The sequence below is a fragment of the Terrabacter sp. Root85 genome (assembly GCF_001429185.1).
Taxonomy (GTDB): domain Bacteria; phylum Actinomycetota; class Actinomycetes; order Actinomycetales; family Dermatophilaceae; genus Terrabacter.
The window spans coordinates 76,453-97,505 of sequence record NZ_LMIW01000010.1 but is presented as its reverse complement, the minus strand read 5'-3'; the positions used below and the strand labels follow the sequence as shown (position 1 = coordinate 97,505).

Below are 21,053 nucleotides of genomic sequence, written 5' to 3'. Positions count from 1 at the left end.
GCGACCGACACCGGCTTCGCCGCGGCCGGGACGTCCGTCCTCCGGAATGCCGGCGTCCACGCCGCCGCTGGGCCCGCCGGCGTGGTTACCCTCAGCACGTGACGACCGTGCCGGACGAGGGACTGGCGGGGACCGGGGCCGGGGCCCGACGGCGCCCTCGCGCGCGGTTCACCGTCGTGCTCGGGGTCCTCTGGCTCGTCGTGCCGCTCGTGCTCTTCCTGCTCGACCACTCCGTCCTGCTGGCCGGCAACCCGGCCCAGGTCATCGCGCTCGCGGCGAGCGGTCTCATCGGCGTCGTGCTCCTCGTGCGGGACCGCTCGGAGCCGGACCCGCGACGTCGGACCGCGCGACCGGTGCTCCGTGTCGTCGGCCGGGTGGCCGGGGTCCTGGTCACGGTCGTCGTGCTCGGGGCGCTCGTCTGGCTGCGGCCCTTCGGGGCGACCCCCGAGGCCGTGGCCGCGATGTCCGGCAGCGCCGACGTCCGCGTCATGGACGCGCCGGCCCACATCGTCATCGCGCCGACGAGCGGCACGCCGACCCGCGGCCTGATCTTCCAGCCCGGCGCCCGCGTCGACCCGCGCGCCTACGTGCCGATGCTGTCGGAGGTGAGCCGGCAGGGCGTCATCGTCTTCATCGTCAAGCAGCCGTTCGGCATCGGCTTCCTTGCCACGACGGCGCCCCACGCCTTCATCGACCGTCATCCCGAGGTGACGTCGTGGACGATCGCCGGGCACAGCCTCGGCGGCGTCGTCGCGGCCGGGTTCGCCCACGACCACCCTGGCGTCGTCAAGGGACTCGTGCTCTGGGCGTCCTATCCGGTCGACTCCATGGCCGAGCGCACCGACCTCGCCGTCGCATCGGTGAGCGGCACCCGCGACGGCTTCACGACGCCCGCCGACATCGCGGCCAGCCGGCCGCTCCTGCCCGGCGACACGGCATACACCGCCGTCACGGGGGCCGTGCACTCCTACTTCGGTGACTACGGCGACCAGCCCGGCGACGGCACCCCGACGGTCAGCCGGGCCGAGGCGCAGCGCCAGATCGTGGCCGCCACCGTCGCCCTGGTCGACGGGCCCTGAGCGTCAGAAGTACCAGGGGAAGGGCGACCAGTCGGGCTCGCGCTTCTCGAGGAACTGGTCGCGGCCCTCCACGGCCTCGTCGGTCATGTAGGCCAGGCGCGTCGCCTCGCCGGCGAAGACCTGCTGGCCCATGAGCCCGTCGTCGGTGAGGTTGAAGGCGAACTTGAGCATCCGCTGCGCCTGCGGGCTCTTGCCCATGATCTCCGTCGCGACCTGCAGGGCCTCGCGCTCGAGGTCGGCGTGGTCGGCGACGATGTTGACGGCGCCCATCCGCTGCATGTCCTCGGCGGAGTAGGTGCGCCCGAGGAAGAAGATCTCGCGGGCGAACTTCTGGCCGACCATCTTGGCGAGGTAGGCGCTGCCGTAGCCGGCGTCGAACGAGCCGACGTCGGCGTCGGTCTGCTTGAAGCGGGCCTGCTCTCGGCTCGCGATCGTCAGGTCGCACACGACGTGGAGGGAGTGCCCGCCGCCGGCCGCCCAGCCGTTCACGACGGCGATGACGACCTTGGGCATGGTGCGGATGAGCCGCTGCACCTCGAGGATGTGGAGTCGCCCGCCCTGGGCCTTCGTGCGGGCCGCGTCGACGGTGTCGGCTGTCTCGCCCTCGGCGTACTGGTAGCCGGAGCGCCCGCGGATGCGCTGGTCGCCGCCCGAGCAGAAGGCCCATTTGCCGTCCTTGGGGCTCGGGCCGTTGCCGGTGAGCAGGACGACGCCGACGTCGGGCGTCATGCGGGCGTGGTCGAGCGCGCGGTAGAGCTCGTCGACGGTGTGCGGGCGGAAGGCGTTGAGCACCTCGGGCCGGTCGAAGGCGATGCGCACGACCCCCGACTCCGCGTGCGGGCGTCCGGCCACGGGCCGGCGCCGGTGGTAGGTGATGTCGGTCAGGTCGAAGCCCTCGACGGGTGCCCACTCACTCGGGTCGAAGGTCTCGGACACGGCGCTCTGGCCCGGCTCGCTGCTCACGGACCGACCCTATCGGCGGGGTTAGGGTCGGCCGTATGCCGATCCCTCCCTACGTCTCCCACCTGCGCACCATGGTCGGCACGGAGCTGCTCTGGATGCCCGGGGTCACGGCGGTCGTGCTCCGCACGAGCGCTGACGGCGCCGACGAGGTGCTGCTCGTCAAGCGCTCGGACAACGGCGCGTGGACGCCGGTCACCGGCATCGTCGACCCCGGCGAGGACCCGCACGTCACCGCCGTCCGGGAGGTCGAGGAGGAGGCGTGCGTCGTCGCCGAGGTCGAGCGGCTCGTCTGGGTCTCGGCGAGCGGCGTCGTGACGCACGTCAACGGCGACCTCGGGCAGTACCTCGACCACACCTTCCGGTGTCGCTGGGTCTCGGGCGAGCCCCGACCGGGTGACGACGAGTCGACCGACGCGCGGTTCTTCCCCCTCGACGCCCTCCCGCAGATGCGCCAGGTCTTCCGCGACCGCATCGCCGTGGCCGTCGACGACCCGCGCGACGTCGTCCTCGGCCCCCTCTCCCACTCAGGTGAGCGCCCCGCCCCAGTCGAGTGAGCGCCCCGTCCCGGCCGGCGGAGGTGACATCTGTCAGGGGGAGGCGCTGACAGAGGGACCGGGTCCGGCGGGCTTCGCAGGCCTACCGTCGAGGGAGTACGGGGCCGACCGGTCCCGCGGACGGAGGAGACCGACGTGTTCTCGCCACGCAACCTCATCATCGCCGGAGTCGTGCTCATCGCCGTCGCGCTCGGTGCGTCCGGTCACGGCCTCTGGTGGCTCTTCGGGCTCCTCTGGGTGCTCCCTCACGCCGCCGGCCGCACCCGCGGCCACGCCTGTGGCAGTCGGGCCCGTCGCTCCCACGACCGCGGGCTCCCGCACGACGACCACGCCCCGACGCAGCCGGTCCCGGCGCAGCCCGACCCGACGCAGGACCGGCACGAGGCCTTCCCCGCCCGCCAAGCGCCGTCGGTGATGATGGAGGCATGACGACGCTGCCTCCTGCCGACGAGCTCCTCGCCCGGGCCCACGTCGTCGCCCTGCCGATGCGGGTGCGCTTCCGCGGCGTCGACGTGCGCGAGGCCCTGCTCCTCGAAGGGCCCTCGGGCTGGGGTGAGTTCAGCCCTTTCGTCGAGTACGCCGATCGCGAGTCCGCGCGCTGGCTGTCCGCGGTCCTCGAGGCGGCGTATGCCGTGTGGCCCGCTCCCGTGCGCGACGCCGTGGGGGTCAACGCGACCGTGCCGGCCGTCGGCCCCGACCGGGTGCCGGAGGTCCTGGCGCGCTTCGACGGGTGCACGACGGCGAAGGTGAAGGTCGCCGAGCGTGGCCAGACGCTCGACGACGACATCGACCGGGTCGCGGCAGTCCGGTCCGCGATGGGTCCGTCGGCGCACATCCGGGTCGATGCCAACGGAGGGTGGGACGTCGCGACCGCCACGGAGGCGCTGCGGCGGCTCACGGCATACGACCTCGAGTACGCCGAGCAGCCCTGTGCCAGCGTCGAGGACCTCGTCGAGCTGCGAACCGCCTTGGCACGCAACGGGATCGACGTGCTCATCGCGGCCGACGAGTCGATCCGCAAGGCCGAGGACCCGATCCGTGTGGCCCGGCTCGGTGCCGCGGACCTCGTCGTCGTCAAGGTCGCACCCCTCGGTGGCGTGGCGTCGGCGCTCGGTGTCGTCGAGGCCTGCGGGCTGCCCGCCGTCGTGTCGTCGGCGCTCGACACGAGCGTCGGCATCGCTGCGGGGGTGGCCCTCGCCGCGGCGCTGCCGTCGCTCGACCACGCGTGCGGCCTCGGCACGGTGGGTCTCTTCGAGCGCGACGTCTCGGCGGACCCGTGGCGTCCGTCGGGCGGTCTCCTGGGGGTCGGTCGTGCCGTGGCCGACCCCGACGCGCTCGCGGACCTCGCGGCTCCACCTGACCGGCAGCAGTGGTGGCGTGACCGGCTCGTGCGCTGCCACACCGTGCTCGCCGAGGGAAGCCCCCGATGATCCAGGCCTGCCTCAACGGTGACCGCACCCGCGGCCAGCATCGCACGGTGCCGCAGACGCCCGACGAGCTCGCCCGCGCCGCGGCCGACGCCGTGGCGGCGGGTGCCGTCATGGTGCACGTGCACCCGCGTGACGAGTCCGGCCGCGAGACGCTCGAGACCCGGCACGTCGTCGACGCCGTCAGCGCGATCCGGGCTGCGACGCCGGGGCTCCGCATCAGCGTCTCGACCCGCGACGGCATCGTCGACAGCGCCCGCCGCAAGCTCGCCCACGTGTCGGAGTGGCCGTCGCCGGACCTCGGCGGCCCGGACTGCGCGAGCGTGAACTGGCACGAGGAGGGCGCCGTGGACGTCGCGGCAGCCCTGCGCGACAACGGATCCGGCGTCGAGGCGGGGATCTGGACGCCCATGGCGGCCAGCCGCTACGTGGGGACGAACTGGCCCTGGCAGGTCGAGCGGGTGCTCGTCGAGCTCATCCCGGGTGTGACCCCCGGCTCCGACGGGCCGTGGGCGGCCGAGCGCATCCTCGCGGCGCTCGGCATGTCGCCGGTGCCGGTCCTCGTGCACGGTGAGGGGCGCTGGACCTGGCGGGTGCTGCGCTGGGCGCAGGCTGCGGGCTACGACGTGCGCATCGGCCTCGAGGACACCGTCCACCTGCCCGACGGGCGGGAGGCGCGTGACAGTGCCGAGCTCGTCGCAGCAGCGGTGCGGTCCGAGCCGGGCACGCCGTCCCAGTGGCCGGTCCCCGACGCCCCGGGCTGACCCGACGCCGGTCCGGTCAGCGGCGGTCGTCGCGGTGGGTCACGACCTGCTGAGCCAGCTCGCGCAGCCAGGCGGCCTCGGCCCGGCGGTCGGCCCGCGAGACGGGGACCTCGAGGACCCTGGTGCCAGAAGGGGACTCGGCGAGCGCCTCGGCAAGCCGGCCGAGGTCGTCGACGCGTTCGTATGCCGTGTGGTGCGCCGCGCACAAGGCCTCGAGGTCGGTGCCGTGCGGGGTCGCGAAGACGCGTTCGAAGGCACGCGCGTAGCGGCGGTCGCCCTGCTCGAGGGTGCTGAAGATCGCGCCCCCGTCGTCGCTGAGCACGACGAAGGTGAGGTCGGGCCGCCGCTGACCGCGACCCGTGAGCAGGCCGTTCGTGTCGTGAAGGAAGGTCAGGTCGCCGAGGTAGGCGATGCTGCGCGCGGCTCGTGGGCGACCGAGGGCGACGCCGACGGCCGTCGAGACCATGCCGTCGATGCCGGCGAGACCACGGTTGCCGACGACGAAGCGGTGCTCGAGCGGCGTCCACGGTGTGGCCATGACATCGAGGTCGCGGACGGGGTTCGACGAGCCGACGACGAGCGTCGTGTCGGCGGCGACCGCGGCGCCCACGACAGCCGCGACGGCGAGTGGCGACAGGCCGCCGTCCCCGGGGGCTCGTGACGGATCTCCCTCGGGCGCAACGAGTCCCGCATCGATTAGGGCGCCGAGTCGCTGGTCGGCGCCACGCCAGGCGTCGAACCAGGCCGGGGCGTCGGCGGCCTCGACCCGTGGCACGACGTCGAGCACGCGCGCCACCCGGCCCGGGTCGGTGGCCACGCCGTCACGACCTCGGACGGAGAGGACCTCGACGTGCGGGTCGCTGATGAGGCTCGTGACGGGGCGGGACAGGGTCGGGTGGCCGACGACGACGACGCGCTCGACGTCCCCGCGCAGGTCGGTGGTGAGCAGCAGCCGCCCGGTGCGCAGGGCCTGCCGGCCGATGCGCGCCCCAGAGGTGGGCTCCGCGACGAGCGGCCAGCCCGCCGCCTCGGCGAGCAGGCGTGCGGCCGGTCCGGCGTCGTCACCGGCGACGACGACGGTGCGCGGCCCGAGCGGCAGCACCTCGCCGTCGGTCGGCACCGACACCGACGGCTCGACGCCTCGTCCGGCCCGGCCCGCGCGCGCAACGTCCGCCGGGGCGGACTTGTCGTGGGGTTCGGCTCCGGTCTCGCGTCGGAGGTCCGCCGGTGCGGACTTGTCGTGAGGTTCGGCTCCGGTGTCGCGTCCGAGGTCCGCCGGGGCGGAGTTGTGGTGGTCGATCGAGGTGGGGAGGGAGGGAGGAGAGGGCTCCTCGGCCGGGCGCTGCCACCACGTCGTTGGGTCGGCGTCCGAGGGCAGCAGGTCACCGTCGAGCTGGACGTTGAGCTGGGTCGGTCCGGGTCGCGAGCACGCCTGTGCCACGAGGCCGGCCAGCTCGTCGTCGGGCGTGGCCGCCGTGAGGTCGTGGCACGGCGCAAAGGTGCCGAAGATGCCGGCCTGGTCGGTCGTCTGGTTGGCGCCCGTGCCCCGCAGGTGGTCGGGCCGGTCGGCACTGACGACGACCAGCCGGCGCCCCGTGTGGTGCGCCTCCATGACCGCCGGGAGCAGGTTGCCGACGGCCGTGCCCGACGTCGTGACGACGGCGACCGGTCGGCGTGACCCGGTGGCGAGACCGAGCGCGAGAAAGCCCGCGGACCGCTCGTCGACGCGCACGTGCAGGCGCAGGTCGCCGGCCCGGTCGGCCGCGTCGAGGGCGAGGGCGAAGGGTGCCGATCGCGACCCCGGGGCCAGCACGACGTCGCGCACCCCGCCGAGCCACAGCTGCTGGAGCACGTGCAGCGCGATCTCAGGCGCACTCAGACGAGCGGTCACCGTCGCCCCGATCAGTCGCTCGCGAGCGCGTCGCGCATCGGGATGAGCTTGGCGTTGGACTCGGCCACCTCGGACTCGGGGTCGGACCCCGCGACGATGCCGCACCCGGCATACAGCGTGATCTGTGACGGGTTGCCGGGATCGATGGCGCCGCTGCGGAGGGCGATGCCCCACGCGCCGTCGCCACTGGCGTCCATCCAGCCCACCGGGCCGGCGTAGCGCCCCCGGTCCATGTGCTCGAGCTCCCCGATCAGCTCGACCGCGCGGGCCGTGGGGGTCCCGCCGACGGCGGCCGAGGGGTGCAGCGACGCGGCGAGCGTCAGGGCCGAGGCCTCGTCGGCGCTGACGGCGGCGACGTCGGTCGCGAGGTGCATGACGTTGGGCAGGTGCAGCACGAACGGTGCCTCGGGCACGTTCATCGACGAGCAGTGCGGGGCGAGGGCCTCGGCGACGGAGCGCACGGCGTACTCGTGCTCCTCGAGGTCCTTCGACGAGCGGGCGAGCGAGGCCGCGAGGGCGAGGTCCTTGGCGTCGTCGCCGGTGCGGCGGATCGTGCCGGCCAGCACACGCGAGGTGATGAGTCCCTGGTCGCGGCGCACGAGCAGCTCGGGGGTTGCTCCGACGAGACCGGCCACCGAGAAGACCCACGTGTTCTCGTAGCGCTCGGCGAGGCGACGCAGCAGCCAGCGCGGGTCAATGGGGCCGGAGGCCGTCGCGACGAGGTCGCGGGCGAGGACGACCTTGTCGACCTCACCCGCCCCGATGCGCTGGACGGCGTCGGCGACCGCATGGGCGTAGTCGGCGGGGGACACCTGGCCGTCGGCGAAGGCGACGTCACGAGGAGGCTCGGGATCGCTTGCGACAGAGGGCTTCTCGAGCAGCGTGAGCTGCGGTTCGAGAGAGACCGTCGTGAGCCAGGTCTGCCCGTCCCGACGGCCGACGATCGTCGAGGGGACGACGAGCCGGGCCGCCTCGGCGGAGTCGGAGGCGAAGGGGAAGGAGCCGAAGCACACGAGACCCGTGCCCGGGCGGCCCACCTCGTCGCGCACGACGGCGTGCCGGCTGACCTCGCGCCACCAGGCCTCGGCCTCGCGGAAACGGCTGTCGCCGTTGGCCTCGAACGACAGTGCCGACCCCCAGCCGACGAGGCCCTCGCCTCGGCGCACCCACGAGAGCAGCTCGTCGTGCGGGACGTCGGCCGGGAGGTAGGCCAGCAATGGGTCCGCGGCCTCGAGGGGCACCGTGCGGACGACGACCGTCGGTCCCGCGGCGGGGGACGGCGCTTCGGGGGCGGGAAGCGTGGACATCGGTGGCAACTCTACGGCCGATCGCGAGCCACCCTGCTCGCGTGGTCGCCGGTGCGACCCGACCCACACCCGTCGTGGGTGCGAGGATGAGCGCATGACCCGTGCGCAGCTGGACAAGAAGCCGGTCGACGTCGCGTCGATGTTCGACACCGTCGCCGAGAAGTACGACGTGACCAACGACGTGCTCTCGCTCGGGCAGGACCGGCTGTGGCGCCGGGCCGTCGTCAAGGCAGTCGACGCCAAGCCGGGGGAGCGCATCCTCGACATCGCGGCGGGCACGGGCACGTCGAGCGAGCCGTGGGCCAACGAGGAGATCGAGATCGTCCCGGCCGACTTCTCGCTCGGCATGCTGCGGGTCGGCCGCCGGCGTCGCCCGGACATGGCCTTCACGGCCGCCGACGCGATGAGCCTGCCGTTCGCCGACGAGAGCTTCGACGTCGTGACGATGAGCTTCGGGCTGCGCAACGTCGCCGATGCCGAGACCGCGCTGCGCGAGTTCCTCCGCGTCACCAAGCCGGGCGGCCGACTCCTCGTCTGCGAGTTCAGCCAGCCGGTCAACAAGGTCTTCCGCACCGTCTACTCGAACTACCTCATGCGCGCGCTCCCGCCGGTCGCCCGCCGCACGTCGAGCAACCCCGACTCCTACGTCTACCTCGCCGAGTCGATCCGCGCGTGGCCGCCGCAGGGCGAGCTCGCCCGCGTCGTCGAGGCGGCCGGCTGGCAGCAGGTCGGCTGGACCAACCTGACCGGCGGCATCGTCGCGCTGCACCACGGCACCAAGCGCTGACCGCCGGCTTGTCGAGAGTTAGGCATGCCTTATCTGACAAGCGCGAAATCGCGGGAATAGACTCCCGAAGTTAGTTCGTGAAGTTCTTCACAAGCGGTTCGGAAGCGTGCAGGGAGACATGACCAGTTCGAGCGTCGCGCCCAGCCCCTCGGGGTCTGGTGCTGCACCCGTCGAGCGGGCCGACGTCATCGTCGTCGGCGCCGGTCCGGGCGGCAGCGCGACGGCGGCCTACCTGGCCGACCACGGTCTCGACGTCGTCCTCCTCGAGAAGTCGGCCTTCCCCCGCGACAAGATCTGCGGCGACGGCCTGACCCCCCGCGCGACCAAGGAGCTCATCTCCCTCGGCGTCGACACGACGGGGTGGCAGCGCACCAAGGGCCTGCGCATCAAGGGTGGCGGCCACACGCTGCAGCTCGACTGGCCCGAGTCCGACGCCTTCCCGGGCTACGGCATGGTCCGCACCCGCGCCCAGCTCGACGAGACCCTGGCCCGCCACGCCGAGGCCCGGGGCGCGCGCCTCCACGAGCGCACGAGCGTCTCCACCCCGCTCCGCGACTCCTCGGGCCGCGTCACCGGCGTCACGGCCAAGCGCCTCGACGACGCCGGCCGCGCGACGGGCGAGACCGTCTCCTACCGTGCGCCCGTCGTCGTCGCGAGCGACGGCGTCTCGAGCCGCCTCGCCACCGCGGTCGGCCGACCCAAGCGCGAGGACCGCGTCATGGGTGTGGCCGTCCGCGCCTACTACACGACGCCGAAGCGCGACGACTACCTCGAGAGCCACCTCGAGCTGTGGAGCCGCGACGACGACGGCAACCGCATCCTCATGCCCGGCTACGGCTGGCTCTTCCCGCTCGAGGACGGCCGCACCAACGTCGGCCTCGGCACGCTCGACACCACCTCGGCCTTCCAGAAGACCGACTACAAGGACGTCATGCGTCGCTGGGTCGAGGACATCAATCCCGAGTGGCAGCTCGAGCACGACGAGTCGGCCGGTCCGATCCGCGGCGCCGCGCTGCCGATGGGCTTCAACCGCACCCCGCTCTACGCCGACGGCCTGCTCCTCGTCGGCGACTCCGGTGGCATGGTCAACCCCTTCAACGGCGAGGGCATCGACTACGCCCTCGAGGCCGCGCGCCTCGGCGCGGAGCTCGTCGCCCAGGCCATGGCGCGCCCGAGCGACGCTGCGCGCGAACGGGTGCTCGCGGCATACCCCAAGGTCATGAAGGACGAGCTGGGCGGCTACTTCACGCTCGGTCGCTGGTTCGCCCACGCCATCGGCAACCCCGAGGTCATGCGGCTCGCGACGAAGTACGGCCTGCCCCGCAGGAAGCTCATGCCGCTCCTGCTCAAGATCATGGCCAACCTCGCCGACCCCGCGAGCAAGGGCGCGAGCGACCGCCTCATCAACACCCTCTCGCGGCTGGCTCCGAGCGCATGAGCCACCCGCCCGTCGGCGCCATTGTGACGCCGAGCACAATCGATGCCGACGCCCCTAGGATGGGTGCGCCGCGCACCTGCGCCCCTGCTTCGCACGTCAAGCACGACCGAAAGGCACGTGACCTCGGATGAACTCCTACGTCCCGATCCTGTTCATGCTGGGGCTCGGCTTCGCGTTCGCCGCGCTGTCGGTCTTCACCTCGCTCGTCGTCGGGCCCAAGCGCTACAACCGCGCCAAGCTCGAGGCGTACGAGTGCGGCATCCAGCCGACGCCCCAGGCGGCCGGTGGTGGCCGCGTGCCGATCAAGTACTACCTGACGGCGATGCTCTTCATCATCTTCGACATCGAGTCCGTCTTCCTCTACCCGTTCGCGGTGGCCTTCAACAAGCTCGGCCTCTTCGCGCTGGTCGAGATGGTCCTGTTCATCCTCACGGTGTTCGTCGCGTACGCCTACGTCTGGCGTCGCGGCGGCCTCGAGTGGGACTGACGCCCGTTGCAAACGTGAGCACCCGCACCAGCGGGTACGCGTCCACCGGGTTCGTCAGGAAAGGTTAAGGAGTAAGCAATGGGTCTCGAAGAGAAGCTCCCAGCCGGGTTCCTGCTCTCGACCGTCGAGGGTCTCGCCGGCTACATGCGCAAGGCCTCGATCTGGCCGGCCACGTTCGGCCTCGCGTGCTGCGCCATCGAGATGATGGCCGTGGGCACGCCCGACTACGACATCGCCCGGTTCGGCATGGAGCGCTTCTCGGCGACCCCGCGCCAGGCCGACCTCATGATCGTCGCCGGTCGCGTCAGCCAGAAGATGGCCCCTGTCGTGCGCCAGGTCTACGACCAGATGCCCAACCCCAAGTGGGTCATCTCGATGGGTGTGTGCGCCAGCTCGGGCGGCATGTTCAACAACTACGCGATCGTCCAGGGCGTCGACCACATCATCCCGGTCGACATCTACCTGCCCGGCTGCCCGCCGCGCCCGCAGATGCTGCTCAACGCGATCATCGAGCTGCACCACCAGATCGAGACCTCGCCGCTCGGCGTCAACCGCGAGGAGGCGGCCAAGGCCGCCGAGGTCGCGGCCCTCTCCGCGACGCCGACGCACCAGATGAAGGGTCTCCTCGCATGAGCGACGGGGAGAAGAAGGACGACACGAACGCCGTGAACGCCGACACGACCAAGGACCAGGCCTCCGGCCTGACGCCCCACGAGATCGAGCTCGCCCAGACGGGCGGCGCGACCGAGCCCGAGGTCGTCGGCGTGCGCCACGGCATGTTCGGGGCGACCCAGGGCGCCGACACGACCGGCTACTCCGGCCTCGTCCGCCCGATCCTCGTCGCCGGCGCCTCGGAGCGCCCCTACGGCGGCTACTTCGACGAGATCGCCGACAACCTCGAGCGTGGCCTCGTCGGCGGCACGGCCTCCTACGGCGAGGCCGTCGACCGCGTCGTCGTCGACCGGGGCGAGATGACGATCCACGTCCGCCGCGAGCACCTGCTGGCCGTCGCCCGCGTCCTGCGCGACGACGCGTCGCTGCGCTTCGAGATCGTCACCGGCGTCTCGGGCGTGCACTACCCGAACCGCACCGGCGAGGAGCTGCACGCGGTCTACCACTTCCTGTCGATCACCCACGGCGGCCGGCGGGTCCGCGTCGAGGTCTCGTGCCCCGACGACGACCGCCACATCCCGTCGATCGTCTCCGTCTACCCGGCCAACGACTGGCACGAGCGCGAGACGTGGGACATGTTCGGCATCGAGTTCGACGGCCACCCGGCCCTCACCCGAATCCTCATGCCCGACGACTGGCCGGGCCACCCGCAGCGGAAGGACTACCCCCTCGGCGGCATCCCCGTCGAGTACAAGGGCGCCACCGTCCCGCCGCCGGACCAGCGGAGGTCGTACAACTGATGAGCACGCACACCGAGTTCACCCAGACCGAGGTGCCGGAGCCCGGCGCCAACGACGTCTACGCCACGTCCGTGGCCGACGAGCAGGCCAGCGAGGGCGCCCACGTCTTCAACGCCGCCGGCGGCGACTGGAACGACCTCGTCGACGAGGCCACCTCGCTCGGCGAGGAGCGCATCGTCGTCAACATGGGGCCGCAGCACCCGTCGACGCACGGCGTGCTCCGCCTCATCCTCGAGATCGACGGCGAGACGGTGACCGAGGCCCGCGCGGGCATCGGCTACCTCCACACCGGCATCGAGAAGAACATGGAGTACCGCACCTGGGTGCAGGGCGTCACGTTCTGCACGCGCATGGACTACCTCACGCCCATGTTCCAGGAGGCGGCCTACTGCCTCGCCATCGAGAAGCTCCTCGGCATCACGGACCAGATCCCCGAGCGGGCCAACGTCATCCGCGTGCTCATGATGGAGATGACGCGCATCAGCAGCCACCTCATCTGCCTCGGCACCGGTGGCATGGAGATGGGCGCGACGACGGTCATGACCGTCGCCTTCCGCGAGCGCGAGCGACTGCTCCGCGTCATCGAGATGATCACGGGCCTGCGCATGAACAACGCCTACATCCGCCCCGGCGGTGTGGCGCAGGACCTGCCGCCCGGCGCCATCGACGCGCTCCGCGAGATGGTCCCAGAGGTGCGCCGTGGTCTCGGCGAGCTCGAGGCGCTGCTCAACGAGAACCCCATCCTCAAGGGCCGCACCGTCGACGTCGGCGTGCTCAACCTCGCCGGCTGCATGGCGCTCGGCATCACCGGCCCGGTGCTCCGCTCGACCGGCCTGCCGCACGACCTGCGCAAGCTCGACCCCTACTGCGGCTACGAGACCTACGACTTCGAGATCAAGACCCGCACGAGCCAGGACGCCTACGGCCGCCTGCGGATCCGCATCGACGAGATGTACGAGTCGCTGAAGATCATCGAGCAGGCGACCGACCGCCTCCAGGCGAACGAGGGCCCGGTCATGGTGGCCGACAAGAAGATCGCCTGGCCGGCGCAGCTCGCGCTCGGCAGCGACGGTCTCGGCAACAGCCTCGACCACATCCGCGAGATCATGGGCACCTCGATGGAGTCCCTGATCCACCACTTCAAGCTCGTCACCGAGGGTTTCCGCGTGCCGGCTGGACAGGCCTACGTCGCCATCGAGTCGCCGAAGGGCGAGCTCGGCTGCCACGTCGTCTCCGACGGGGGCACGCGCCCCTACCGCGCCCACTTCCGCGACCCGAGCTTCAACAACCTGCAGGCCGTGGCCGCGATGTGCGAAGGCAGCCAGATCGCCGACGTCATCGTCGCCGTGGCCTCGATCGACCCCGTCATGGGAGGTGTGGACCGTTGAGCGGTCACGACGCGTCAGGCCACCTGCACGTCAGCCCCGAGTCCAAGGCGCCGTATGCCGCCGACGTCCTCGAGAAGCTGCACGTCGACGCCGCCGAGGTCATCTCGCGCTACCCGCAGAAGCGCTCGGCGCTGCTGCCGCTGCTGCACCTCGTGCAGTCGGTCGACGGTTACGTCGCGGGCCGAGGCGTGAGCTTCTGCGCGGAGGTGCTCGACCTCACCGAGGCCGAGGTGAGCGGTGTCGCCACCTTCTACACGCAGTACAAGCGCCACCCCAACGGTGACTACACCGTCGGCGTCTGCACCAACACGCTGTGTGCGGTCATGGGCGGCGACCTCATCTTCGACCGGCTCTCCGAGCACCTCGGCATCGGCCACGACGAGACGACCGACGACGGCAGGATCACCCTCGAGCGCGTCGAGTGCAACGCCGCGTGCGACTACGCGCCGGTCGTCATGGCCAACTGGGAGTTCTTCGACAACCAGACGCCGGAGAGCACGATCGGCCTCGTCGAGGACCTTCGCGCCGGCAAGGACGTCGCCCCGACGCGCGGCGCCGCCAAGGTCTGCACGTTCAAGGAGGTCTCGCGGGTCCTCGCGGGCTTCGAGGACGGCCGCGCCGACGAGGGCGTGGGCGCCGGTCCGGCGTCCCTGCTCGGTCTCAAGATCGCCAACGACCGCGGCTGGGTCGCCCCTGGTGCCAACAGCAGCAACGGCTCGCACTCGTCGCAGCCCGACGGGAAGGACGGATCGCAGTGACCGACACCCTGACCCCGATCCTCACGAAGTTCTGGGACGACCCGCAGTCCTGGACCCTCGCGACCTACGAGCGCCACGACGGCTACAAGGCCCTGACCAAGGCGCTCGACATGGAGCCGCAGGCGATCATCGACGCCGTCAAGGACTCCAGCATCCGTGGCCGTGGTGGTGCCGGCTTCCCGACCGGCATGAAGTGGTCGTTCATGGCGCCGCCCGACGGCGGCCCGCGCTACCTCGTCGTCAACGCCGACGAGTCCGAGCCGGGCACGTGCAAGGACGTGCCGCTCATGATGGCCAACCCGCACGCGCTCATCGAGGGGGTGGCCATCTCCTCGTACGCCATCGGCTGCGAGCACGCGTTCATCTACCTCCGCGGTGAGGTCGTCCACGTCTACCGCCGCCTGCTGCGCGCCGTCGAGGAGGCCCGTGCCGCGGGCTACCTCGGCGACAACGTCGGTGGCAAGGGCGTCAAGGTCGACATCACCGTGCACGCCGGCGCCGGCGCCTACATCTGCGGCGAGGAGACGGCGCTGCTCGACTCGCTCGAAGGTCGCCGCGGCCAGCCGCGCCTCAAGCCGCCGTTCCCCGGTGCCGCCGGTCTCTACGCCCGCCCGACGTCGGTCAACAACGTCGAGTCCATCGCCTCGGTGCCCGGGATCATCCTCGAGGGCTCCGACTGGTTCAAGGGCATGGGCACCGAGAAGTCCACGGGCTTCGGCATCTTCAGCCTCTCGGGCCACGTCGCCAACCCGGGCCAGTTCGAGGCCCCGCTCGGCATCACGATGCGCGAGCTCATCGACCTCGCCGGCGGCATGCGCGGCGGCAAGAAGCTGAAGTTCTGGACGCCGGGTGGCAGCTCGACGCCGATCTTCACCGACCAGCACCTCGACGTGCCCCTCGACTTCGACTCGGTCGCCGCGGCCGGCTCGATGCTCGGCACGCGTGCCCTGCAGGTCTTCGACGAGACCGTGTCGGTCGTGCGCGCCGTCGCCCGCTGGACCGACTTCTACGCCCACGAGTCGTGCGGCAAGTGCACGCCGTGCCGCGAGGGCACGTGGTGGCTGCGCCAGATCATGAACCGCATCGAGAACGGCCAGGGCACGCAGGACGACATCGACAAGCTCGTCGACATCTGCGACAACATCCTCGGTCGCAGCTTCTGCGCCCTCGGTGACGCGGCCACGAGCCCGATCACCTCGGCCGTGCAGTACTTCCGCGAGGAGTTCGAGGCCGGCATGCACACGCCGGCCCACGAGCTCTTCCCGCCCGAGAAGTCGGTCCTCTTCGACGTCCAGACCAAGGAGTCCAGCGGGATGGTGTCCGCATGACCGCCACGACGGAGACGAAGGCGCCCACGGCGCCCGACCACGTCAGCCTGACGATCGACGGCGTTCCCGTCAGCGTCCCCAAGGGCACGCTCGTCATCCGCGCCGCCGAGACGATCGGCGTCGAGATCCCGCGCTTCTGCGACCACCCGCTGCTCGACCCCGTCGGGGCGTGCCGCCAGTGCCTCGTCGACGTCGCGATGCCTGACCGCGAGGGCAACGTCCGCCCCATGCCGAAGCCGCAGGCCTCGTGCACGATGACGGTGTCCGAGGGCATGGTCGTCAACACGCAGGCCACGTCCAAGGTCGCCGACAAGGCGCAGCAGGGCGTCATGGAGCTGCTCCTCATCAACCACCCGCTCGACTGCCCGGTCTGCGACAAGGGCGGCGAGTGCCCCCTGCAGAACCAGGCGATGAGCGCCGGCCGCCCGGTGTCGCGCTTCGACGACGTCAAGCGCACCTACCCCAAGCCGGTCAACATCTCCTCGCAGGTCCTGCTCGACCGCGAGCGCTGCGTGCTCTGCGCCCGCTGCACCCGCTTCTCCGACCAGGTCGCCGGTGACCCGTTCATCGCGCTCGTCGAGCGCGGTGCGCTCCAGCAGATCGGCATCTACGAGGAGAAGCCGTTCGAGAGCTACTTCTCGGGCAACACCGTCCAGATCTGCCCGGTCGGCGCGCTGACCGGTGCGGCCTACCGCTTCCGCAGCCGGCCCTTCGACCTCGTGTCGACGCCGTCGGTCTGCGAGCACTGCGCGAGCGGCTGCGCGACCCGCACCGACCACCGCCGCGGCGTCGTGCTGCGCCGGATGGCGGCCGAGGACCAGGCCGTCAACGAGGAGTGGAACTGCGACAAGGGCCGGTGGGCGTTCACGTACGCCACGCTGCCCGACCGCGTCGAGCTGCCCATGGTCCGTGACGCCGACGGCGAGCTGCAGGTCGTCGGCTGGCCCGAGGCCCTCGCTGCCGCGGCGGCCGGTCTCGCCGGCACCAAGGCCGGCGTGCTCGTCGGTGGACGCGTGTCCGCCGAGGACGCCTACGCCTACGGCAAGTTCGCGCGCGTCGTGCTCGGCACCAACGACGTCGACTTCCGGGCGCGACCGCACTCGGCCGAGGAGGTCGCCTTCCTCGCCGAGCACGTCGCCGCCACGGGACCCGATGGCGGCGCCGTCACGTATGCCGACCTCGAGGCCGCCAAGGCCGTCCTGCTCGTGGGCTTCGAGCCCGAGGACGAGAGCCCGATCGTCTTCCTGCGCCTGCGCAAGGCGTTCCGCAAGCACCGGACGCAGGTGTATGCCGTCGCGTCCCACCCGACGCGCGGCCTGACCAAGGTGGGCGGCACGCTGCTGCCGACCGTCCCCGGCCACGAGGCCTCGGCCCTGACCGACCTCGGCTCGACCGAGCTCGGCGCGAAGGCCCGCGAGGCCCTCGGTGCCGGCGGCGTCGTGCTCGTCGGTGAGCGCCTCGCCACCTCGCCCGGTGCCCTGCGCGCCGCGGCCGACCTCGCCGCCGCCACCGGTGCCCGCCTCGCGTGGGTGCCGCGTCGGGCGGGGGAGCGCGGTGCCCTCGAGGCCGGTGCGCTCGGTGCGCTCCTGCCAGGCGGACGCCCGGTCTCCGACGCATCGGCGCGCGCCGAGGTCGCCCGCGTGTGGGACCTCGACCAGGTCCCGGCCACCCCGGCCCGCGACACGGCCGGCATCGTCGCGGCCGCTGCGGCCGGCGACATCGCGGCCCTCGTCGTCGGTGGTGTCGACCCGTCCGACCTCGGTGACCCGGCCGCCGCCGCGGCGCTCGAGAAGGCGTTCGTCGTCTCGCTCGAGCTGCGCGAGTCGCCGGTCACGGCCGTCGCCGACGTCGTGCTGCCCGTCGCCTCGCAGTCCGAGAAGACCGGCACCTACGTCAACTGGGAAGGCCGCGTCCGCGCCTTCGACGAGGCCCTCGAGACCAACGCGGTCAGCGACCACCGCGCCCTCGACATGCTCGCGAGCGAGATGGGCGTCTTCCTCGAGACCCGCACCCAGCGCGAGATCCACGCCCAGTTCGAGGCCCTCGGCCCGTGGGGTGGCGCCCGAGCCACGAGCGCCCCCGACGGCCAGCGCGTCGCGACGGCCCCCGACGGGAGCGGCGACTTCGTCCTGTCGAGCTGGGCCACGCTCCTCGACGCCGGCCGCATGCAGGACGGCGAGCCGTTCCTCGCCGGCACCGCACCGCTCGCCGTGGCCCGTCTGTCCGAGGCCTCGGCCGCCGGGCTCGGGCTCGTCGAGGGCGACCACGTCACGGTCTCCGGCCCGGCCGGCAGCGTCACGCTGCCCGCCGTCGTCACCGAGGGGATGGTCGACGGCGTCGTCTGGGTCCCGACCAACTCGCGTTCCACCAGCGACTCGACCCACCAGGACTGCTCGATCCGCTCGGGCCTCGGCACCGCCGCCGGTGGCCGCGTCCACGTCACGAAGGGTGGTGCGGCATGAGCCTCGGCCTGACCGCATACGGGGTGGCAGCCACGCTGCCCGTGTCCGAGAACCCCACGGCCGACTTCAGCGACACCCCGTGGTGGGTGGCCCTGATCAAGGCCGTCGGCATCTTCGTCTACCTGCTCGTCTCGACGCTGCTCGTCATCTGGTTCGAGCGCCGCGTCATCGGCCGCATGCAGCAGCGCCCGGGCCCGAACCGCAACGGTCCCTTCGGTCTGCTCCAGACGCTCGCCGACGGCATGAAGTCGATGCTCAAGGAAGACATCACGCCGGCCAACGCCGAGAAGCTCATCTACACCCTCGCGCCGCTGCTCGCCGCGACGATGGCCTTCGTGTCGTTCGCGATCATCCCGGTCGGCGGCACCGTCTCGATGTTCGGCCACGAGACGCCGCTGCAGGTCACCGACGTCCCCGTCGCCGTGCTGCTCGTGCTCGCCGTCGCCTCGGTCGGCGTCTACGGCATCATCCTCGCCGGGTGGAGCTCCGGCTCGACCTACCCGCTGCTCGGTGGCCTGCGCTCGACCGCCCAGGTCATCAGCTACGAGATCGCCATGGGACTCTCGCTCGTCGCGATCTTCCTCTACAGCGGGTCGATGTCGACCTCGGCGATCGTCTCGGCGCAGAGCTCGCTCTGGTACATCCTCCCGGCGTTCTTCAGCTTCGCCGTCTACGTCATCACCATGGTCGGCGAGACCAACCGCCTGCCGTTCGACCTCGCCGAGGGCGAGGGTGAGCTGACCGGTGGCTTCCACACCGAGTACTCCTCGATGCGCTTCGCGATGTTCTTCCTCGGCGAGTACGTCAACATGTTCACCGTCTCGGCCCTGGCCACCACGCTCTTCCTCGGTGGCTGGCAGGCCCCGCCGTTCATCTCGGCGATCAACGACAACATGTTCGGCGGCGGTTGGTGGGGCCTGCTGTGGTTCACCGCCAAGCTGTGGCTGTTCATGTTCATGTTCGTCTGGCTGCGTGGCTCGCTGCCGCGTGTCCGCTACGACCAGTTCATGCGCTTCGGCTGGAAGTTCCTCATCCCGATCACCCTGGCCTGGGTCGTGGCCGTCGCCTTCATCCGCGGCGCGCAGCTCGGCTTCCTCGGTGACAGCAAGCTGACCTTCGCCGGGCGCGAGCTGTCCGTCGCGACCGTCGTCATCGTCAGCATCGTCGCCGTCATCGCCCTCGCCGCGGCGTGGATCTGGGACGACAAGCGCGCCGCCCGTGCCGCTGCCGAGGACGTGACCCCGCCGGAGGAGATCGACCCCTTCGAGGACGGCTACCCCGTCCCGCCGCTGCCGGGTCAGCGCCTCAACGAGCCGACCCGGTCGGGCCACCAGCTGGCGGCATCCCGCGAGCCCGTGCTCACGACCGCCGGCACCTCGAGCACCTCGACCGCCGTCAAGGAGGAGGACCATGGCTGACGACACCGTCGGCAAGGACGTGTCACCCCAGAGCCCCGGCAGGGGCTCGGAGGTCGGCGCGCCCCGTGACCAGCGACCCGGTCAGGACGACCGCAGCAAGGGCTTCCTGTCCGAGCTCTTCGCGCCGGTGGCCGGTTTCGGGGTGTCGTTCTCCACGATGTTCCGCAAGGTCGCGACCGAGGAGTACCCCGAGAAGCCGCGCCCCACGGCGCCGCGCTTCCACGGTCGCCACCAGCTCAACCGCTACCCGGACGGCCTCGAGAAGTGCATCGGCTGCGAGCTGTGCGCGTGGGCCTGCCCGGCCGACGCGATCCTCGTCGAGGGTGCCGACAACGACGACACCCCGCTCGACCAGGGTGGCAAGGGCCGCTTCAGCCCGGGCGAGCGCTACGGCCGCGTCTACCAGATCAACTACCTGCGCTGCATCTTCTGCGGCCTGTGCATCGAGGCGTGCCCGACGCGCGCCCTGACGATGACGAACTTCTACGAGCTCGCCGACAACGACCGCGGCAAGCTGATCTTCACCAAGGACCAGCTGCTCGCCCCGCTCCAGAGCGGCATGCTCCAGACGCCGTTCCCGATGTCCGACGGGCTCGAGGAGCGCGACTACTACCAGGGCAAGGTGAGCGAGCCGACCGCCGCGCAGCGCGCCTACGTCGACGCCCGCGACGCGGCCGACGACGAGGACGACGCGTATGCCGGTGGGCCCGGCAACGTCGGGGCGGCGGTGCCCGGGGCCCATGACCTCGTGCACTCCACCCACCCGACCGCAGCCGAGACCAGGGAAGGGGCCAACCCGTGACCTCCACCGCCGAAGCCGTCGGCTTCTGGGTGCTCGCCCCGATCGCGGTCCTCGCCGCGCTGGGCCTGCTCTTCGCCAAGAAGGCCGTCCACGCCGCCCTCGGCATGGCCCTGGTCATGTGCATCCTCGGCGTCTTCTACATCATGCAGAAGGCCGACTTCCTCGGGATCGTGCAGATCTTCGTCTACACCGGCGCCGTGATGATGCTCTTCCTCTTCGTCCTCATGCTCGTCGGCGTCGACTCGTCCGACTCGATCGTCGAGACGATCAAGGGTCAGCGCTGGGCTGCGCTGCTGCTCGTCATCGGTCTCGCCGGCATCCTCGTCTTCTCGCTGGGCCGCGTCGTCATGGACGAGCAGACGGTGCAGGCCGGGATGGACAAGCTCGTCTCGTCCAACGCCGAGACCGGCAACGTGACGGGCCTCGCCGAGCTGATCTTCGGCCAGTACGTCTGGATCTTCGAGGTCACCTCGGCCCTGCTCATCACGGCCGCCCTCGGCGCCATGGTGCTCGCGCACCGCGAGCGCCTGACGCCGCGCATCACGCAGGCCGAGTGGGCCGCCAAGCGCGTCCGCGACAACAAGAACGTCGCGGGCCTGCCCGCGCCGGGTGTCTATGCCCGCCACAACGCGGTCGACACCCCGGCGCTGCTGCCCGACGGCACGCCGAGCGACCTGTCCGTCTCGCGCGTCCTCGTGGCCCGTGACCAGGTCGCGACGACCGACGGCTTCAAGGACGTCGAGCGCCACATGGAGCGCGAGATCGAGGAAGGTCGGTCCAAGTGAGCC

The 21,053-nt window shown here is 71.6% G+C and carries 20 protein-coding genes; 17 read left to right on the top strand and 3 right to left on the bottom strand.

Features of this window, described 5'->3' with window-relative positions; all coding sequences use genetic code 11:
- The first annotated feature begins 98 nt into the window (after positions 1-98).
- Positions 99-1,079, top strand: coding sequence for an alpha/beta hydrolase (locus ASE25_RS14770; protein WP_082622892.1), 981 nt, complete (start codon positions 99-101; stop codon positions 1,077-1,079).
- Positions 1,080-1,082: 3 nt separating this feature from the next.
- Here the strand turns inward: ASE25_RS14770 and ASE25_RS14765 are convergent, their stop codons facing one another.
- Positions 1,083-2,042: a 1,4-dihydroxy-2-naphthoyl-CoA synthase gene (locus ASE25_RS14765; RefSeq protein WP_056781566.1), complete on the bottom strand. Its 960-nt coding sequence runs from the start codon at positions 2,040-2,042 to the stop codon at positions 1,083-1,085.
- 35 nt (positions 2,043-2,077) lie between these two features.
- On the opposite strand from ASE25_RS14765, the gene ASE25_RS14760 reads away from it, so the two are divergent.
- From ASE25_RS14760 to ASE25_RS14745, 4 genes are all read left to right on the top strand, one after another.
- On the top strand, positions 2,078-2,596 hold the full coding sequence (locus tag ASE25_RS14760; protein WP_056781563.1) for an NUDIX domain-containing protein: 519 nt from the start codon (positions 2,078-2,080) through the stop codon (positions 2,594-2,596).
- 135 nt (positions 2,597-2,731) lie between these two features.
- On the top strand, positions 2,732-3,025 hold the full coding sequence (locus ASE25_RS14755) for a hypothetical protein (protein WP_056781560.1): 294 nt from the start codon (positions 2,732-2,734) through the stop codon (positions 3,023-3,025).
- Positions 3,022-4,026 carry an o-succinylbenzoate synthase gene (locus ASE25_RS14750; protein ID WP_056826389.1) on the top strand — a complete coding sequence of 335 codons (1,005 nt, stop codon included), beginning with the start codon at positions 3,022-3,024 and terminating at the stop codon, positions 4,024-4,026. The genes ASE25_RS14755 and ASE25_RS14750 overlap by 4 nt, the downstream gene beginning before the upstream one ends.
- Entirely contained in the window at positions 4,023-4,787 is a 765-nt protein-coding gene (locus ASE25_RS14745; RefSeq protein WP_056826387.1) for a 3-keto-5-aminohexanoate cleavage protein, read from the top strand. Before ASE25_RS14750 ends, ASE25_RS14745 begins: the two co-directional genes overlap by 4 nt.
- A 16-nt stretch (positions 4,788-4,803) precedes the next feature.
- Here the strand turns inward: ASE25_RS14745 and menD are convergent, their stop codons facing one another.
- Both menD and ASE25_RS14735 read right to left on the bottom strand, forming a co-directional pair.
- Positions 4,804-6,678: a 2-succinyl-5-enolpyruvyl-6-hydroxy-3-cyclohexene-1-carboxylate synthase gene (gene menD, locus ASE25_RS23250; protein ID WP_056826385.1), complete on the bottom strand. Its 1,875-nt coding sequence runs from the start codon at positions 6,676-6,678 to the stop codon at positions 4,804-4,806.
- An 11-nt stretch (positions 6,679-6,689) separates the two neighbouring features.
- On the bottom strand, positions 6,690-7,985 hold the full coding sequence (locus ASE25_RS14735) for an isochorismate synthase MenF (RefSeq protein WP_056781548.1): 1,296 nt from the start codon (positions 7,983-7,985) through the stop codon (positions 6,690-6,692).
- A gap of 94 nt (positions 7,986-8,079) precedes the next feature.
- On the opposite strand from ASE25_RS14735, the gene ASE25_RS14730 reads away from it, so the two are divergent.
- The 12 genes from ASE25_RS14730 to ASE25_RS14675 all read left to right on the top strand — a co-directional run bounded on the left by ASE25_RS14730 (position 8,080) and on the right by ASE25_RS14675 (position 21,050).
- Complete coding sequence (locus ASE25_RS14730; protein ID WP_056826383.1) at positions 8,080-8,772, top strand: demethylmenaquinone methyltransferase; 693 nt, start codon at positions 8,080-8,082, stop codon at positions 8,770-8,772.
- Between the two features lie 118 nt (positions 8,773-8,890).
- A complete protein-coding gene (locus tag ASE25_RS14725) occupies positions 8,891-10,210 on the top strand; it encodes a geranylgeranyl reductase family protein (RefSeq protein ID WP_056826381.1) in 1,320 nt (439 codons plus the stop codon).
- A gap of 127 nt (positions 10,211-10,337) precedes the next feature.
- Positions 10,338-10,697: an NADH-quinone oxidoreductase subunit A gene (locus ASE25_RS14720; protein WP_020145018.1), complete on the top strand. Its 360-nt coding sequence runs from the start codon at positions 10,338-10,340 to the stop codon at positions 10,695-10,697.
- Between the two features lie 78 nt (positions 10,698-10,775).
- A complete protein-coding gene (locus ASE25_RS14715) occupies positions 10,776-11,330 on the top strand; it encodes an NADH-quinone oxidoreductase subunit B family protein (RefSeq protein ID WP_056826380.1) in 555 nt (184 codons plus the stop codon).
- Positions 11,327-12,109, top strand: coding sequence for an NADH-quinone oxidoreductase subunit C (locus ASE25_RS14710; protein ID WP_056781538.1), 783 nt, complete (start codon positions 11,327-11,329; stop codon positions 12,107-12,109). Before ASE25_RS14715 ends, ASE25_RS14710 begins: the two co-directional genes overlap by 4 nt.
- The gene (locus tag ASE25_RS14705) at positions 12,109-13,497 is read left to right on the top strand and encodes an NADH-quinone oxidoreductase subunit D (protein WP_056781533.1); all 1,389 of its coding nucleotides are present in this window, start codon (positions 12,109-12,111) and stop codon (positions 13,495-13,497) included. Before ASE25_RS14710 ends, ASE25_RS14705 begins: the two co-directional genes overlap by 1 nt.
- The gene (nuoE, locus tag ASE25_RS14700; protein WP_056781529.1) at positions 13,494-14,255 is read left to right on the top strand and encodes an NADH-quinone oxidoreductase subunit NuoE; all 762 of its coding nucleotides are present in this window, start codon (positions 13,494-13,496) and stop codon (positions 14,253-14,255) included. Before ASE25_RS14705 ends, nuoE begins: the two co-directional genes overlap by 4 nt.
- Complete coding sequence (nuoF, locus tag ASE25_RS14695) at positions 14,252-15,583, top strand: NADH-quinone oxidoreductase subunit NuoF (RefSeq protein ID WP_056781526.1); 1,332 nt, start codon at positions 14,252-14,254, stop codon at positions 15,581-15,583. The genes nuoE and nuoF overlap by 4 nt, the downstream gene beginning before the upstream one ends.
- Positions 15,580-18,045, top strand: a complete 2,466-nt coding sequence (locus ASE25_RS14690) for an NADH-quinone oxidoreductase subunit G (RefSeq protein ID WP_056826377.1) — start codon at positions 15,580-15,582, stop codon at positions 18,043-18,045. Before nuoF ends, ASE25_RS14690 begins: the two co-directional genes overlap by 4 nt.
- Positions 18,042-19,463, top strand: coding sequence for an NADH-quinone oxidoreductase subunit NuoH (nuoH, locus tag ASE25_RS14685; protein WP_056781521.1), 1,422 nt, complete (start codon positions 18,042-18,044; stop codon positions 19,461-19,463). The genes ASE25_RS14690 and nuoH overlap by 4 nt, the downstream gene beginning before the upstream one ends.
- Complete coding sequence (gene nuoI / locus ASE25_RS14680) at positions 19,456-20,265, top strand: NADH-quinone oxidoreductase subunit NuoI (protein ID WP_082622891.1); 810 nt, start codon at positions 19,456-19,458, stop codon at positions 20,263-20,265. The genes nuoH and nuoI overlap by 8 nt, the downstream gene beginning before the upstream one ends.
- Positions 20,262-21,050, top strand: a complete 789-nt coding sequence (locus ASE25_RS14675) for an NADH-quinone oxidoreductase subunit J (RefSeq protein WP_056826375.1) — start codon at positions 20,262-20,264, stop codon at positions 21,048-21,050. The genes nuoI and ASE25_RS14675 overlap by 4 nt, the downstream gene beginning before the upstream one ends.
- The last annotated feature ends 3 nt before the right edge of the window (positions 21,051-21,053 follow it).